The organism is Streptomyces melanogenes (genome assembly GCF_014649795.1).
Lineage (GTDB): Bacteria > Actinomycetota > Actinomycetes > Streptomycetales > Streptomycetaceae > Streptomyces > Streptomyces noboritoensis.
This window is the reverse complement of record NZ_BMTS01000046.1, coordinates 17,011-33,477: the sequence shown is the minus strand read 5'-3', so window position 1 is coordinate 33,477 and position 16,467 is coordinate 17,011. Positions and strand designations below refer to the sequence as shown.

Annotated in this window: 12 protein-coding genes and 1 pseudogene; 10 read left to right on the top strand and 3 right to left on the bottom strand. The window is 74.5% G+C overall.

The annotated features are described in order from the left end of the window. The 10 genes and pseudogenes from IE252_RS41070 to IE252_RS41025 form a co-directional block, all read left to right on the top strand. A pseudogene (locus tag IE252_RS41070) lies at window positions 1–420 on the top strand (GH3 family domain-containing protein); the annotation flags it as partial. 82 nt (window positions 421–502) lie between these two features. Then, entirely contained in the window at window positions 503–1,360 is an 858-nt protein-coding gene (locus IE252_RS41065) for a class I SAM-dependent methyltransferase (RefSeq protein ID WP_190094622.1), read from the top strand. Window position 1,361: 1 nt separating this feature from the next. Further along, complete coding sequence (locus IE252_RS41060; RefSeq protein WP_190094621.1) at window positions 1,362–2,786, top strand: NAD(P)/FAD-dependent oxidoreductase; 1,425 nt, start codon at window positions 1,362–1,364, stop codon at window positions 2,784–2,786. Continuing rightward, the gene (locus IE252_RS41055) at window positions 2,783–3,952 is read left to right on the top strand and encodes a hypothetical protein (RefSeq protein ID WP_229849134.1); all 1,170 of its coding nucleotides are present in this window, start codon (window positions 2,783–2,785) and stop codon (window positions 3,950–3,952) included. Before IE252_RS41060 ends, IE252_RS41055 begins: the two co-directional genes overlap by 4 nt. Then, on the top strand, window positions 3,943–4,833 hold the full coding sequence (locus IE252_RS41050; protein ID WP_229849133.1) for a DUF6182 family protein: 891 nt from the start codon (window positions 3,943–3,945) through the stop codon (window positions 4,831–4,833). Before IE252_RS41055 ends, IE252_RS41050 begins: the two co-directional genes overlap by 10 nt. Further along, on the top strand, window positions 4,826–5,479 hold the full coding sequence (locus IE252_RS41045; protein ID WP_190094620.1) for a LysR substrate-binding domain-containing protein: 654 nt from the start codon (window positions 4,826–4,828) through the stop codon (window positions 5,477–5,479). The genes IE252_RS41050 and IE252_RS41045 overlap by 8 nt, the downstream gene beginning before the upstream one ends. Further along, entirely contained in the window at window positions 5,476–6,267 is a 792-nt protein-coding gene (locus IE252_RS41040; protein WP_190094619.1) for an alpha/beta fold hydrolase, read from the top strand. Before IE252_RS41045 ends, IE252_RS41040 begins: the two co-directional genes overlap by 4 nt. Beyond that, window positions 6,267–7,163 (top strand): class I SAM-dependent methyltransferase, encoded by an 897-nt coding sequence (locus IE252_RS41035; protein ID WP_190094618.1) that lies wholly within the window; start codon window positions 6,267–6,269, stop codon window positions 7,161–7,163. Before IE252_RS41040 ends, IE252_RS41035 begins: the two co-directional genes overlap by 1 nt. Before the next feature lie 28 nt (window positions 7,164–7,191). Continuing rightward, window positions 7,192–7,599: a CoA-binding protein gene (locus tag IE252_RS41030; protein WP_229849132.1), complete on the top strand. Its 408-nt coding sequence runs from the start codon at window positions 7,192–7,194 to the stop codon at window positions 7,597–7,599. 99 nt (window positions 7,600–7,698) lie between these two features. Beyond that, window positions 7,699–8,565: an alpha/beta fold hydrolase gene (locus IE252_RS41025; protein ID WP_190094616.1), complete on the top strand. Its 867-nt coding sequence runs from the start codon at window positions 7,699–7,701 to the stop codon at window positions 8,563–8,565. 27 nt (window positions 8,566–8,592) lie between these two features. On the opposite strand, the gene fxsT is transcribed toward IE252_RS41025, so the two are convergent. The 3 genes from fxsT to IE252_RS41010 all read right to left on the bottom strand — a co-directional run bounded on the left by fxsT (window position 8,593) and on the right by IE252_RS41010 (window position 16,454). After that, window positions 8,593–12,564, bottom strand: coding sequence for an FxSxx-COOH system tetratricopeptide repeat protein (gene fxsT, locus IE252_RS41020; RefSeq protein ID WP_190094615.1), 3,972 nt, complete (start codon window positions 12,562–12,564; stop codon window positions 8,593–8,595). After that, window positions 12,548–13,912, bottom strand: a complete 1,365-nt coding sequence (locus IE252_RS41015) for a TIR-like protein FxsC (protein ID WP_229849131.1) — start codon at window positions 13,910–13,912, stop codon at window positions 12,548–12,550. Before IE252_RS41015 ends, fxsT begins: the two co-directional genes overlap by 17 nt. A gap of 94 nt (window positions 13,913–14,006) precedes the next feature. Further along, window positions 14,007–16,454 (bottom strand): FxsB family cyclophane-forming radical SAM/SPASM peptide maturase, encoded by a 2,448-nt coding sequence (locus IE252_RS41010; protein ID WP_190094614.1) that lies wholly within the window; start codon window positions 16,452–16,454, stop codon window positions 14,007–14,009. Between the last annotated feature and the right edge of the window lie 13 nt (window positions 16,455–16,467).

The window sequence follows — 16,467 nt, the reverse complement described above, 5'->3', positions numbered from 1 at the left end:
CTCTCCAACACCGCCGGAGAGCGACTGCGCGACGCCCACGTCCTGCGCGCGCTCACCACCGCGCTCGCCGGAGGCGGCCTCGAACTGCGCAACACCGCCTGCCGCGTCGTCCACGCCCACCAGGGCACCCCCTCCTACCAGTTCGCCCTGGCCTCAGCCACCCCTTGGAGCGGTGACGAGACCGACGCGTTCCTGCCCCGACTCGACCGCGCCCTCGCCCGCGAATCCCCCGGCTATCAGCGCGCCCGCGCCCAGCACCGCCTGGGCGCCCCCACCGCTCTCCCCCTGCACCCCGACGCCTTCCTCGACGACTGGCACGCCGCCGTCGCCACCGGTGTCCGCCCCACCCAGGTCAAAGACCGGCTCTTCCGCCAAGACCCGGCGCTATGGCAACGACTCACCGACGGGAACGGTTCCTGACCGGCACTCCTCCAGGCGCGGCCCCCGCCCCCCACCGCGGGCCCCGCACTCCACCCATCCGACCGAAGGAGACGAGAACCCCGTGACCGAGTTGCTCGACGCCGTCGAACGCACCGCCCTGCTCACCGCCGCCCTGCGGGCCGCGGAGACGCGCCGGCCCGACCGCATCTACCAGGATCCGTACGCGGACGCGCTCTGCGGTGAGATCGGGCCGGAGCTGCTCGCGGAGATCCGGCGGGCGACGTTCCCGGCGGACGCCTCGCGTACGCTCCCCAGCACCCCGGACTACAACGCGATCCGCACCCGGTTCTTCGACGACTACCTCCAAGAGGCCGCCCGCGAGCCCGGGATGCAGCAGATCGTGCTGGCCCCGGCCGGGATGGACTCGCGCGCGTACCGACTGGAGTGGCCGGAGGGGCTGCGCTACTACGAGGTCGACCGGCCCGCGGTGCTCGCGTACAAGAAGGACCGGCTGGAGGGCGTCAGCCCGCGCACCGACCACCGTACGGTCGCCGTGGACCTCACCTCTCCCGACTGGGAGGACGACCTCCGGGAGGCGGGATACGACCCGTCCCTGCCGTCCACCTGGCTGCTCGAAGGGCTGCTGTACTACATCCCCGAGCAGGACACCCACCGCATCCTGCGCCGCGTCGCCGACTTCTCGGCGCCCGGCAGCCGGATCGCCGCCGACCTGGTCAACGCGGCTGCTCTGACGCTCCCTCAGATGCGTGGGCTGCTGGACATCTTCGCGCGCTGGGGCTGCCCGTGGCTGTTCGGGACCGACGAGCCGGAGGCACTCTTCGACAGCTTCGGGTTCTCCGTCGAGGCGCTGCAGCCCGGGGAACCGGGCGCCGACTTCGGCCGCTGGCCGGACCCGGTGCCGCCCCGGCACGAGGCGAACGTGCGCCGCGTGTTCTTCATCCACGGTCGGCGGCGCTGAGATGCCGACAGCTCTGGTCGTGGGAGGCAGTGTCGCGGGTCTGGCCTCCGCGCTCGCACTGGCCGGCACCGGGCGGCAGGTGATCGTCCTGGAGCGCTCCGCCCCGCCGCCCCGGGGCGCGATGGCCGACCTGCACAGCCGCTGGCAGCGCCCTACCGTGCCGCAGGCCCAGCAGTCCCACACACTGACCTCGCTCGGGGTGCGCACGCTGCGCACGCGCGCGCCCGAGGTCCTGGCGCGGCTGGTCGCCGCCGGTGCCCCGCTGTTCGACCTCACGCGCGCGTTGCCGCAGGGTGCGACCGACCGGGCGCGCGAGGTGGGCGACGACGACCTCGTCGCGCTGGGCTGTCGTCGCACCACGCTCGAACTCGTCCTGTACCGGACGGTCGAGGCCCTGCCGCAGGTGGAGATCCGGCACGGCACGACGGTGCGCGGGCTGCGGCTGAGCGCCGACCGGCGGTCCGTGCGCGGCGTGGTGACGACGGACGGCGCGCACCTGCCCGCCGATGTGGTCGTGGACGCCACCGGCCGCCGCGCGGCCGCCCGGGGCTGGCTCTCGGACGCCGGGGTGCCGGTGGCGGCGGACCTGACCAGCCCGTCCGGGCTGCGCGGCTTCACCCGGTTCTACCGGCTCAGGAGCAGTTCGCTGCCCGGGCCGCTGAACCGGGGCCACGCCGCCGGGGACATCTTCGACCACTACGCGGGCGTGCTGCACCCCGGCGACGCGGGCACCTTCGCGATCGCCCTGGGCACCCTGCCCGGCGACACGGAACTGGACCGGCTGCGGCACTCCGACGCCTTCACCGCCGTCGCGCGCGCCACCCCGGGCCTGACCGCCTGGCTCGACGACGCCGTCAGCGCGCCGATCTCCTGCGTCCACGCGATCGGCGGCCCGGCCAACGCGCTGCGCGCCACCGCCGTGCGCCCGCCCGTGGCGGGCCTGTTCCCGGTCGGGGACGCCGCCTGCGTCACCAACCCGCTCTACGGGCGCGGGATGTCACTGGCGCTCGCGCAGGCCTTCGGCCTCGCCGACACACTGGCCGCGCACCCCGCGGCACAGCGGACCGAGGCCGCGGCCGCGTTCGCCGACGTGCTCCTGCGGCCGTGGTACGAGCACGCGGCGAGCGTCGACCGGGAGCGGATCGGACGCTGGAGCGCCGTCGTGCACGGCCGCCACCTGCCGCCCGTCGACACCGGCTGCCCCGACAGGTCCATACGGGCGGCCGCCGCCCAGGACGGGACGGTGTGGCGGGGGCTGATGCGGGTCCTGATGGGACTGAGCACTCCGGACGAGGTGTTCGGGGACGAGAAGTTCCGGCACCGGGTGGCTCAGGCGCCCCGTGGGGCGGTTCCGGCGAGCACCGCGACCCAACCCCGCCAGGAGCTCCTCCGCGCCCTCGTGGCGGCCGAAGGAGGCCCCTCATGACGACCGTCGTAGCGCCGTCCTCCCGCCGCGTCCCCTCCGTGGCGGAAGGAGCGCGCCGCCGGGTCCTGCTGGCTCCGATCACGATCACCCCCTCCAAACCGCTCGCGCCGTCCCACCTGAAGGGTCTGTTCTGGACGGACGTGATGTACCGGGCGACGGCGTGTCTGGCGGACGTCGACTACCGCTACAGCCACTCCACGTACCACCTCACCGAACAGACCCTGGGGTTCTGGGAGTTCCTCGACCGCACCCACGGAGACACCGGTTACGCGGAGCTGACGGAGGACGACATCGGCTCGCTGTACGTGCGCCACCGCGCGGCGGCGGACCGGGTTCCGGCCGCCGCGCTGCGCCCGTACGCCGACGCCGTCGAGCACCACGGCTGGGTGCACCCGGCCGCCACCCGGGTCCTCGAACTGTGGCGGGAGCAGTACGCCCGCCTCGGGCTGTACGACCCCGGGCTGCTCGCCCACCAGCCGCCCGGCCTCGGCCTGGAGGAGATGCTGGAGCACCTACGCGCGCGTGGGCTGTGCCTGGACCACCGCGGGCTCGGCGGACCGGTCTACCTCGACCTGACCCGGCACGGCCTGCCGCTGCGGCAGATCGTCACCGCCGACGGCCGCCCCAACTACCTCGCCTGCGCACTGCGCGAACTCCTGCCGCTCGCACCGCGGTACGGCGAGGTGGTGTTCCTGTACGACCCCGAGCTCGACCCGGACTACCAGCTCCTCGCGCGCGTGCTCGCACCGCTGGGGCCCGTCGTGCACCGGGTTCCGGTCGGACGCGTCCCGGTGGACGGGGAGATCCGCTCGGCCCGCGCGGGCGGCTGGCGGGGCCTGGACGCGGCCTCGCTGATCGAGGCGGCGTCGGCCGACCACGACGAGGCGGCGGTGCAGCTCGGCATGCGGCTCTACTTCATCGCGACGCTGGGGCCGGGCCAGGGCCAGTCGCATCGGCCGGATCTGCTGCACCAGTGTCTCAAGCGCGCCGGCCGCCTGCTGGCCGGTGCGCCCGCTACCGCCGAGCCGGCTCTGCCCGAGCGGCTGGGCGTTCACCGCCGCGACCACACCTATGTGGACCCGTACCGGCTCACCACGAGCCTGCTCGCCCGGCGCCGGGCCGCGCCCGCGCGCGATCTGCTGGCGGAGGTGTTCCTGTGCCGCTGACCGAGGAGCGACACCCCGCGAGCGCTTCCGTGCCCCTGACCCAGCGACGGCTCCACGCCGAGGCGTTCCGGCGGTTGCGCCAGGTGCGGCCCGAACTGGCCGCCGCCGGGGGCGAGTCGGATCTCGCCGCGCTGCTGGCGGCGCGCGCCCGGATCGCCGAGCGGCCGGACGCGGACGCCGTCCAGGCGGTGGCGGTCGTGCGCCACTTCGACCCCGGGGCCTGGGTCCGTGAGGCGGCCGCCTTCGCGCTCGATCTCGCGCCCGACACGGCGGCGGCCTGGCGGCGCTCATTCACCCGAACGGTGTTCCTGGCCGGGAACCCCGCGAACCTGCTGGGCCGTTACTCCTTCGACCGCCTGGCCGAGGACGGGTCGGTCGGCTGGTGCGGCCCGGCACCGGCCGAGAGCAGCGCGGGGCTGCGCCGCCTGCTCAAGCTGTTCCTGTCCACGGCCGCGTTCCCGGTGGGCCCACCGAGGACGGTCACGGTCCCGGCCCCGACCGCCGGTCGGGGTGACTGCGGGACGCAACGGCAGGCCCCGCCACCGGGGCCCGGCGCCGAACCGCTGCCGCGCGGCGCCGCCCCGCCGCGACCAGCCGTGCCGCGACCCGGCCCCCCGCCGAGGGCCGGGGTCCACCGCGACCTCTATGTGGCCGCTTCGGGTGTTCCCGTGCCCGAGGCGCTCGTCCACCTCAACCACCTGGTGGTCGAGGCGGCTCTGGACGGCCTGATCACGCCGGGGGACCGGCTGACCCTGCGCTCCGTCCCGAGCCTGACCGGCGCGACCGCGCCCTTCGCCGCGCTCCGCGTCGATGTCGACCGCACCCTTCCCGACCGGCTCCGCGCCTTCGCCGCACTGACCGAGGAGACTCCCGATGACTGACCGCACCACTGTTACCGACAGCAGCACCCCGGCCACGCCGCCCGTCCGCCTGGGCATCCACGGCTCGCCCGACCTCGCCACCGCCATCGTCCGCGCGGCGGGCCGCGCCGAGAGCGGGGTCGAGCTGGTCGGGTACGACGTGGCCGACCCGTTCCGCGGGCTGCGGGCCAAGGAGCTGGACGTCATGATCGTCAAGTACGGGCTGCGGGAGCCGGATCTGGCGGTGAGCGAGCCCGTCGCGCTCGACCCGCGCGCGGTGATCGTCGGCGCCCACCACCCGCTCGCCACGCACACCTCCGTCTCGGTGGAGGAGCTGGCCGCCTACGAGGGCTTCCGCTGCCCCGGCTCCTTCCCCGAGTACGTGTGGGACGAGGTGGTGCCGCCCCGCACCCCGAAGGGCCGCCGGATCCGGCGGGCGTACGACATGGGCACGGTGAAGGGCCTGATGGGGACGCTCTCGGGGACCGACGCCGTCCATCTGACGTTCCAGTCCCTGGAGGCCATCGCGCCGGCGCAGATGAAGGTGATCCCGATCTCCGACCTGCCGCCCGCGCCGGTCGCCCTGGCGTGGCTGCGCGATCCCGAACCGGCCGCGCACATAGCCCGGTTCGTCGCGGACGCCGAGAACGGGAGCACGGCGCGATGACGACGGCCAACGGCCGGGTCCCGGTGGTCCTGCTGCACGCGCTCTCCCTCGACTCGTCGATGTGGGACGCGCAGCGGGAGGCCCTGGAGCGGCGTGGACACGTGGTGGTCGCTCCCGACCAGCGCGGATTCGGCGCCACCGCGCTCGGCGACGAGCCGCCGTCGCTCGACACGGTCGCGGACGACCTGGCCCGCGAGCTGGACGGGCGCGGCATCGAGCGCGCGGTGCTGGTCGGGGTGTCGATGGGCGGCTATGCGGCGATGGCGTTCCTGCGTCGGCATCCCGGACGGGCGCTGGCGCTCGCCCTGGTGTCCACACGGGCGGACGCCGACGACGAGGCGGCGCGCACGGCACGGGAGGGCTTCGTGGCGCTGATGGAGGACCCGGTCAAGGGCCCGGCGGTCATCGAGTCCACCGCGCCCCGGCTTGTCGGCGCCACCACGCACGCCGAGCGTCCGCGGGTGCTGGCCCGGGTGCGTACGGCTGTGGCCGGGGCCTCGCCCGCGTCGCTGGCCTGGGCCCAGCGGGCGATCGCGGCTCGGGGGGACGCGCTGGACGTCCTCAAGGCCACCGACATTCCGGCCGTGGTGATCGTCGGGGAGGAGGACGAGCTGATCTCGGAGGCGGACACGCGCGCGACGGTCGAGGCCCTGCCCCGGGGGCGCCTCGTGGTCGTCCCGGGCTCGGGACATCTGCCGCCGCTGGAGACACCGGAGGCGATCCAGACCGAACTGGACGCCCTGCTGGCCGAACTGGACGCGTTCACGACCGAAGTGGATCCGCGCTGATGCTGACCGACGACCACCGGGCCTGGGGGTTCACCACCTCCACCGGCCTGGGCTTCACCCACCACACCATCGTCGACGCCCACTTCGACGCGTGCCGGGACGCCTATCTCGGCCTGCTCGGGCAGGCGGGCATCCGGCCCGGCACGCACGTCCTGGACGCGGGCTGCGGCGGCGGGGACTTCCTGCCGTGGCTGGCCGACCTGGTCGGCCCGGAGGGCCGGGTCTCGGCGGTGGACCTGGCCGAGGAGAACGCGGCGCTGGCCGCCGAGCGGCTCACGCGGTGGTCCCCCGCCTGCCCGGTGGACGTCCGCCGCGCCGATCTGCTGGACCTCCCCTTCGCGGACGGCACGTTCGACGCCGTCTGGTGCGCCAACACCGTCCAGTACCTGAGCGACTCCGAACTGGCCCTCGCGCTGCGGGAGCTGCGGCGGGTGGTGCGGCCCGGCGGCACGATAGCCGTGAAGGACCTGGACGCCCACTTGATCACGGCCCGGCCGACGGACCCGTACCTCTTCGCGGACTTCTTCCGCGCGGCGGGACGGACTCCCGGATACGCGGCCCAGTTGCTGCGCACCCGTGATCTCTACCGCCATCTGAAGGCCGCTGGCCTGACCGACGTGCGGCAACGGACCGTCCTGATCGAGCACTTCGCCCCGCTCACCCCGCAGGCCCGGGCGTTCTACGCCCAGTCCAGCGCCCGGCTCGCCGAACAGGCCCTGGCGCTCGGGCTGAGCGACGAATGGCGCCGCTTCGCGGACCCGGACGCGGCGGACCACCCGCTGGACGGGCCCGACGGATACATCAGCGAGGGCAATGTGCTGGCCGTCGGCACGGTACCCGGCGAGCGGGAATTCCGCGGGCCCGTCGCTCGTTCTGCGGGAGAGGAGCACATCTAACGGACCTGCGGTCCGCAGGAGGCACGGAGTGAACAGCGAGCAGGACACCATCCGCAAGATCCTGACCGAGACCGGGGACACCTGGGCGGTCGTGGGTCTGTCGTCCAACGAGCGCCGCGCGGCGTACGGAGTTGCGGCGGTGCTTCAGCGGTACGGGAAGCGGATCGTGCCCGTGCACCCCAAGGCCGAGACGGTCCACGGCGAGCAGGGGTATCCGTCGCTGGACGCGATTCCGTTCAAGGTCGACGTGGTGGATGTGTTCGTGAACAGCGAGCTGGCCGGGGACATAGCCGACCAGGCCGTGGCGGCCGGGGCCGAGGCGGTCTGGTTCCAGCTCGGGGTGATCGACGACGCGGCGTACGAGCGGACGCGGGCGGCGGGGCTCGACATGGTCATGGACCGGTGCCCGGCGATCGAGATACCCCGGCTGGGCTGAGGCCCGCACACGGCGTCGCACTGGCTGTACCCCGCCCGGCGCGCTCATACTGGCGCCGTCCCCCAGCCAACTCCCGAACGGACCCACGGGAGGCGCTCCTTGCTCAAGCTCGTCCGCACCCAGGACGGCCGGAAGCTGGCCGTGGAGAGCCGGGGGCACCCCCTGGGCAGACCGGTGTTCCTGCTGCACGGCACACCAGGGAGCCGGCACGGTCCGGCTCCCCGCAGCACCGTGCTCTACCGGATGGGCGTCCGCCTCATCACCTTCGACCGGCCGGGGTACGGCGACTCGGACCGGCGGCCGGGGCGCCGTGTGGTGCACGCGGCGGAGGACGTGGCGGCGATCGCCGACGCCCTGGGCATAGGCGAGTTCGCCGTGGTGGGGCGCTCCGGCGGCGCGCCGCACGCGCTGTCGTGTGCCGCGCGGCTTCCGGGACGTACGGCCAGGGCGGTGGCGCTCGTACCGCTGGCGCCGCGCGACGCGGACGGCCTCGACTGGTTCGACGGCATGACCGAGGACAACGTGCGGGCGTACACGATCGCGGCGGGCGGCCCGGAGGCGGTGGCCGCCGCGTTCGAGCCGCGGGCCGAGGAGATACGGGCGGATCCGAGGGCGACGGTCACCGCGATGCGCGGCATGGTGCCGGAGCCGGACCGGGAGGTGCTGACCGACGCCGCGATCCGGGCGCTGCTCGTCCGCAACTTCGCGGAGGGGCTGCGCTGTTCGGCCGACGGTTGGGTCGACGACGTGCTGGCGCTGAGCTCGCCCTGGCAGTTCCGGCCGGAGGACATCCGTACGCCGGTGCTGCTGTGGCACGGCGAGCAGGACGTCTTCGCGCCCGCGCAGCACACCCGCTGGCTGGCCGAGCGGATCCCGGGGGCACACCTGGAAGTGCCCCCGGACGCGGCGCACTTCGGCGCGCTCGCGGTGTTCACCCGCGCGCTTCGCTGGGCGGCGTGCACCTAGACGGCCCGGGCGCGAGCACCCCGTCCCCTACACCGGCTGGATCTCGATGTCCCGGTCCAGCCGCTGCCAGGCGCGGGCCGCCTCCGCGATCGGGTGGTCCACGCCCAGGCGTTCGGCGGCCGGTTCGATCACCGCCGCGCGCATCCCGGCCGCGTCCTCGCCCCGGCCGGCCGCCTGCAGGGTGACCGCCAGATTCGACCGGCAGACCAGCACGTCCGGATGCCATGGTCCGAGCTTGTCGAGCAGTCCCTCCAGCGCCGCGTACTCCCACCGCTCGGCGAGGTCCACCCGGCCCAGGTCGCCGTACACGTTGGCCAGGTTGACGGCCGCGCAGAGCGTGAAGGGGTGCTGGGGCCCGAGCGCCTGCTCCAGCCGCTCGCGGACCTCCTCGGCGTCCACGACCGCCTCCTCGGCGCCTCCGGTAGCCCGCAGATGGACGACGACGTTGGCCCCGCACGCCAGGCTGTACGGGTGGGACTCGCCCAGCGTCCCCCGGTAGCCGTGCAGCATCTGCCGGGCCAGGTCGAGGGCGTGCTCCGGGTCGCCGGTGGCCGCGAGGTCGGCTGCCAGGCTCACCCCGCAGGCCAGGGTGTCGGGCGAGGCGGGCCCGTACCGGTCGCGGAACCGCTCGTACGTCTCGCCCGTCAGCCGCATCGCCTCGTGCGGATGCCCGGCCCTGCGCAGCGAGACGGCGAGACTCTTGGCGGCGCGCAGCACCTCGGGCGCGTGCGGGTCCAGGACCTGGCGCAGACCGTCCACGACCTCCCGCAGGACCTCCACCGACACCGCGTACTCGCCGGTCTCGCGCAGGTCCCCGGCGAGGTTCATCTTGGTGACCAGGGTGTACGGGTGGTCGTCGCCGAGCAGCATGCCGCGCCGCTCCACGGTCCGCTCGTCGAGCCGCCGGGCGGCCTCGCTGTCGCCGGTGAGGCGGTAGTCGATCCCGAGGTTGTGCGCGGCGATCAGGGTGCGCCGGTGGGCCTCCCCGAAGAGGCGGCGCATGCCCCGGTAGACCCACAGGTCGCGTTCGAGCGCCTCGTTGAACCTGCCGACGGCGCGCAGGTCGGCGGCGAGGCTGCCGGTGACGATCAGCACGCTGGGGTGGTCGTCGGCGGGATGGTCGGCGTGGAACAGGCGCAGCTGGCGGGCGAGGGTGTCCTCGTCCATCGTCAGGGCTTCCTGGTATCTGCCCTGCGCCCGCAGGGCGTTGGCCAGCTCGAAGCGGATGTTGAGGGTCTGCAGCGCGTCCTCGCCGAGCCGGCGGCTCCAGATCCGGTCGAGCTGGGCGCCGAAGACCCGGGCGCTCTCCAGTTCACCGCGCCGCAGGAGATAGCGGATCCGGTCGACCATCAGGTCGCGGGCCTTGGCGTCCTCGCTGTCCGCGATGCCGGACGCGTTCAGATGCGGCCAGATCAGCTCGAAGGCGGGCCAGCTCTTGGGGTCGTTCACCGGGTCGTCCCGGTCGACGCCCTCCGTGGGCCGCGCCTGCGCCAGGATGCGGTGGACCACGCTCTTGGTCTCGGTCTGCTCCTCGGGGCTGAGCGCGTCGCGCACGGCCGCCTGGACGAGGCGGTGCACCTGGATGCTGCTGTCCGCCGGGTCCACCTTGGCCAGGGCGAACCGGTTCAGCGTCTGGATGACGCGGCCCAGCATGTACCGCTCGCGCAGATCGGCGTCGTACGGGAGCAGCGCGTCGAACATCGCGTCGCTGCCGATGAGCCGCATCGAGACGGGTTCGGCGGAGAAGAACGCGCAGATCTCCAGGAGGCGCACCGCGGCCCTGGACTCCTCGCGCAGCCTGCTGATGGAGATGGCCCAGGTCGCGCCGAACCGCAGCCCGTACCCCTCCGGCGTGCCGAGCGAGAGGACGGTGGTGCTCTGCTCCGCGAGCTGGCGCAGATAGGCGTCGACGGGCGTCGCCGTCTCGGCGAGCCAGGCCGCCGCCACCTCCACCGCCAGCGGCAGGTCGCCCACCGCGTCGGCGACCAGGTCGGCGTCCTCGGGCGGCAGGCCCGCCACCCGCCAGGTCAGGTGCTCCACGCTCTCGAACCGGGTGAACACCTCGACCTGGGTGGTCTCCACCCGGCTCGTGGCCGGTTTGTTGCGGCAGGTGGCGAGGAGGTGCCCGTAGACCGGGCCGGGCAGCGGCCCGATGGCCGGGGGCAGCCGGCGCAGCGCCTCGTCCGGGTCCTCCACGTTGTCGAAGATCAGCAGCCAGCGCGGGTAGCGCTCGCCGCGCCACAGCTCCTGGAGGGCCGCCTGGGCCGCCTCGGCCACCACGTCCCCGGTCCGCAGGCCCATCTCGGCGGCGAGCTGCGCCAGCGAGGCGACCACCAGGTCGGGCCGCTCCGCCTCGATCCACCACACCAGGTCGTAGTCGGCCCGGAAGCGGTGCGCGTATTCGAGCGCCACCTGGGTCTTGCCGACGCCGCCGAGTCCGTACAGGACCTGGGGCAGGCGCTGGGCGGAGCGGCTGTCGCCGCGCAGCTGGTCGCGGACCCGGTCGAGCAGGTCGGTGCGGCCGGTGAACCAGCTGTTGCGCGGCCGTACGTTCCAGATCCGGGGCGCGTTCCCCGGAAAGCGCGGCCGGTCGGGGGCGCACGGGAGCGCGGCTGCGGCCTCGGACCGGCCCAGCGCGCCGAGCAGCGCGGCCGCCGCCTCGGCCTCGTCCACCCGCACCAGGTCGACCGCCCGCAGCCCGCCCGGCGGCGGGGTGAGCCGTACGTCGCCGACGCGCACGGGCAGCACCTGGCGGCGGCCGCCCGCCCGGTCCTGGGACGGTCCGCTGTCCCACAGCCCGCGCCCCGCACGGGACTTGAGGTAGGGCGGGGAGGCGATGTGCAGGATGCGGTGGGCCTCCTCGCCGGGCTCCGCCTCCAGCAGGGCGGAGCCGGGGGCGCGGACGTCCACGGGGAAGGTGCGGAAGCCCGCGGTGCCGAGGACGGCGGCCATCCAGTCCACCCACATCCGGTCCTCGGACACGTGGTTGAGCACGATGTTCGCGGGCGAGGAGGGCCTGCGCCGGGTGAAGGCGGCGACGTGGGCGAGACGCAGCGCCTCGTCGATCGGCGGCAGGCCGGTGACCTGCCCGTGGGTGAGCACCGAGGTGAGCCGTTCGCAGGCGGACAGCAGCGAACTGCCGAACCCCGGCGGGTCGCCGAAGGTCGCCAGGACCTCCTCGTACGCGTAGAAGGGCCGGTACGGGATCTCCACCGTGCCCCAGTAGCTGTCGGCGGCCTCGCCCGTCAGACCGCTGGGGAGGCCCTCGAAGCACTCGCGGGCGAGCGCCCGTCCGGCGTCGGCCTTCTCCTTCTCGCCGTCGTCGATCCGGGTCGGCACCGGCAGGATGCGGATGCCCCGGTCCTGGTAGCGCTCCTCGATGTAGCGGGCGACGGCCGAGGCGCCGTCGATGCTCTGGTCGCTGAGGGTGAAGCAGACGACGAGGACCTGGGGCATCTGGACCGTGCAGATGTCGGCGATGTCGCTCAGTCCGGTGCGGCTGTCGATCAGGGTGAAGTCGTAGTGGCGGCGCATGTCGTCGGCCATGGCGTCGAAGAACTGGCCGCCGCCGGAGTGCTCGTAGAAGTGGTCCCAGTCCATCCGTCCCACGACCGAGGAGTAGTCGCGGTTGCGGCGGCCCGCCGAGAGGAAGTCCAGGCTGCCGCCGCTGGGGAAGGACCAGTCGAGGGTGACGGCGTGCGGACGCACGCGCGCGTAGGCGCGGTGCCAGTCCGGGGCGTGCTCGCCGGTCCTGCGGGCCTCCTCCTGGTACTCGGTGATCAGGTTGATCAGGCCCGGGGTGGCCTCCAGGTCGCGCAGGTTGAGGAAGGGGTGGAAGAACCGGTGCAGTCCGGGCGCCTCCAGGTCCCAGTCGACGGCGAGCACCCGGTGGCCGTTGGCCGCCAGGATCCAGGCGCAGTTGGCGAGCGCCATCGTGCGTCCGGTGCCGCCCTTGTACGAGTAGAACGTGATGACGGTCCCGTCACGGTTCTCGGCCATCTGGAGGGCCCTCCACCTGCTCGGCCTTGCTCTTCCCGGCGGCGCGCTGTTCTCGCTGGTCCCCGGGGCGGGCGCGGGCCGCCCGGCCGAGCCCGACCCCGTCCGGCAGGACGTGGGGCAGCGGGCTGCCGGACCCGGCCGGCCGGCCCGTGCCCGCGGCGCTCTCGTAGTGCTTGACCGCCGACCGGACCGCCCTGGGGAGCTCCTGGCTGAAGGCTTCCAGAGTAGGCAGCCCGCCGCCCTGCGTCAGGTGGCCGGGGCTCTGCCGCAGCCGGGTCGCGAGCACTTCGTCGGCGACGTGGCGCAACTCGGCCTCCCGCGGCGGCGATTCGGGGTCGGCGCGGTTCCAGGGGACCATGACGCTGAGCCACGGGCGGGGCTCGGCGCAGAGCAGCCGCACCAGCTCCCGGTGGCGCGGCGAGTCCAGCGCCCAGCGGTCGAGCAGCAGCAGCCCGGGGGCTTCGGGCGGGCCCGGGCGCAGCAGCCGGTCGGCGCTGTCGTCGAACTCCGCGAGGTGCACGGTGTAGTTGAGGTTGACGACGAGGTCGGCGGTGTGGCGGGCCAGCGGCCGCGCGGACAGCGGGTGGTACGGGTTCCAGTCGCTGGGCCGGGGGCCGTAGCAGTCGGGGCCGCGCCCGCGCGGCAGTCCGTCGCGGGAGCAGGCGAGGACGGTCAGCTCCAGGTCGCGCCCGGGCCCGGGGGCCTTGCCGAAGGCGGAGGTGAGCGTCGCGTAGTCCTGGAGCGGGTCGCCGTCGGCCACCCGGGTCCGCTCGGCGACGCTCACGATGCGTTTGGCGAGCTGGTAGACGGCGTGTTCGTAGTGGTCGCGCAGATAGCTGAGCTTGATCATCCCGTAGAAGCCCTCGTCGGCGTAGTCGTCGCCGAAGTCCGCGTGGTCGAACCGCAGCCTGCGGGCGGGCTCGGGGAGTTGGTGCGGCAGGACGGGGATCCAGAGCGCGGGAATGATCGCCGGGGGCGCCCGGTGTTCGCTGCGCGACTGGTGGAGGGTGTCGCGCCCGGCGAACGCGAACCACTCCCGGCCGCACTGCTCGCTGAGGAAGTAGCGCGGCGAGTAGAGCGGGACGAAGACGCGGCAATGCGCCAGCGCCTCGGTGATCTGCCCCTGCCAGTCCTCGCCCGGGCGCACGTGCTGGTCCATGAACCCGGGCTGCACCCCGGCCGGGAGCGCGGTCAGCTGCATCACGTGCGCGGACAGGTCGCGGAAGAAGCGCTGCACCCAGAGGTCGGGGTCCTTGTCCCGGGGATCGTTCTTCGGCGTGTGCGCGTAACTCAGGAAGAAGTACGGCCTCGGCTCGTGCCCCCCGCCCCGCGCGGCTCCGTGCAGCACCGCTCCCTCCCGGTCCGAGTGGGTGGGTCCCCAGTGTAGAAAGCGAGCGATCCGCGGCGGAACCGCTTGTACGCGCCGATTCGGGGGCGGCCGGTCACCCGCGCGGCGCGTTGCGGGCCCGCCAGGCGTCCCTATGGCGCCGGGCGGAGTTGGCGGCCGCGGCGAGCGCCTCGGGTGCGACCCGCTCCTCCCGCCAGGCCGAGGCGGTCTCCCCCATCCCTGCGACGAAGCGCTTGCCCGGGCCGGTGAGCGCGCCGCAGCGGGCGAGCGTGTCGATCGCCTCCGACGTCTGCCGGCGCCAGCGCGCGAACTCCGCCTCGGCCCGGCCGCGCGCCGCCGGGGTCTCCGCGGTGGTGCGCCGCACCCGCCAGAAGTCGGTGACCGCCAGGTGCGCGTACGCCCCTTGCAGCAGGGCGCCCAGCGGCCTCGGGTCGTCGCGCCAGGGGGCGTAGTAGCGGCCGGTGTCCTCCGGGTCGTACAGGTCGCAGCTGTCGAGCACCGCGCCCAGCTTCACGTGCTGGAACTCGTGGACGATCAGGAGGGCGAGCAGGGCGGGGGCGGCCGGGCGGGCGGCGCCCACGGCCCCGAAGGCGTCCCGGCAGGTGGCGCTGGTGTCGCTGCCCGCCCGGGGGCTCAGCGGGGTGATGGACCGCAGTCCGGCGGCGATTCCCGGTGCGTACGCGGGCAGGTGACGCTGGATCAGTGACCAGGCTCCGGCGAGCGCGTCGGCCCAGGCGCGCGCCCCGGACGCCGGGAGCCGCTCCTCGGCCGGCCACGGGTAGCGGTCGCGCAGCGGGTCGGTGTCCTCCAGGGCGACGGTCCAGCCGCTCGCCTCGAAGAGCCGCACGGGCTGCCAGTGCGGGGTGCGGCCGTCCAGGCCCTCGCCCCATCCCATCTCTATCCGGCGGCCCCCGGCCCGTACCGTGAACCCGTAGGCCTGTGCGGTCAGTTCGGCCTCCTCGGCGCCGCCCGGCAGCAGGGCCCGGCCGATGCCGGGCAGCCGCAGGGTGCCCTCGCGCAGCGGGACGACGACGGTGTCGGCGCGCCGGGCGCGCAGCGCCGCCGACGCCGCGAGCTCCGCAAGCCCGCCCGCGAGCGCGCCGGGTTCGCGGCCGCCGAGGACGCCGAGCGCCCAGGGCCGGAAGTAGGGGTGGGCGAGGGCCGCCTCCAGGGCGTGCGGGGCCGCCGCGTCCAGGTCGAGCAGCAGCTCCCAGGCGGCGGCCGCGCGGCGGTCCGCCGGGTCGGCCCGGCCGCCGACGGCGGCGAGCAGACCGCGGTTGAGGTCGAGCTGGGCCAGCGCCAGGCGGGCCACCGCGTCGGCGCCGCCGAGACCGGCGGCCAGCTCCTCGAAGTCGGCCGGTTCCAGGGCCTGTTCGGCCTCGGGCCGGAGGGGCTCACCGGCCCGGGCGTGCGCCGGGCGCTCGGGGAGCGACTCGTGCGTGCGGATGTTCATGATCAGCGCCATCAGGTCGGGGCAGAACACGGACGGGTTGTCGAAGCCGGTTCCGGTCCGGTAGCGGTGGGCGTAGAGGCCGCCGCCGCAGGACGCGACCACGGGACAGGCGGTGCACTGCGCGCACAGCGCCTCGATGCCCTTCTGGCGGGCCAGCATCCCGGGGTGGGTGAGCACGTCGTCGAGGCTGTGCTCGAAGACGTTCATCCCGGTGGCCGGGGCGCCGTCGTAGGACGTCTTGAGGCTGTCGGCCTGCTCGAAGGTGCCGTCGGTCTCGACGACCACCAGGTCGGCCGGGGCCAGCCCCAGGGACTCGGTGAGGCTGCTGCCGCCGCGCAGGGTGCGCTGCACGGACTCGAAGAGCCGTACGGGAACCGGGCGTCCCTGTCCGTCCCAGCGCCGGTACACGGCGTCGAGCCAGTCCGCGTAGGGCGTCGGCGAGTCCGCGGGGCGCGGCGGCGGGTGGTCCCAGGTGGCGTGCGGCAGCAGGAAGTCGATGCGCGGCGGGTGCAGCGCGGCCAGTGCGTCGTACACCGCGACCGGGTCGTTCGCCAGGTCGATGGTGCACAGCAGCCCGGCGAACAGCTCCCGGTAGCGGGGGCGGCCGAGCAGGGCGACCGCGTCGAGGACCCGGGCGTGGCTGCTGCGGCCGTCGGCGTAGCGGCGGTGGCGGTCGTTGGCCGCCTTGTCGCCGTCGAGCGAGATGCCGACGCGGATGCCGAGTTCGCGGAAGAGCTCGCAGAACTCCTCGTCGAGCAGGACCCCGTTGGTGTGGATGCGCAGGTCGAGGGCGCTGACGCCGCGCAGGGCGTGCGCCAGCTCCTCGGCGGCGCGTCTGAGGAGCGCGGGCCCGGCGAGCAGCGGCTCGCCGCCGTGCAGCACCACGTGGACGGCGGGCAGCCGGTGGGCCCGGGCGTGGGCGGCGATCCCGGCCGCTGTGGCGGCCAGGATCTCGTGCGAGACCGCCCTGGGCCGGCCGCGCCAGCTGGTGTCGGCGTGTTCGTACACATAGCAGTGGTCACACGCCAGGTCGCAGCGGCTGTGCATCTTCAGTACGACCTGCGACACCACCGGAGGCGACCGGTCCACGGCGGATGGCCTC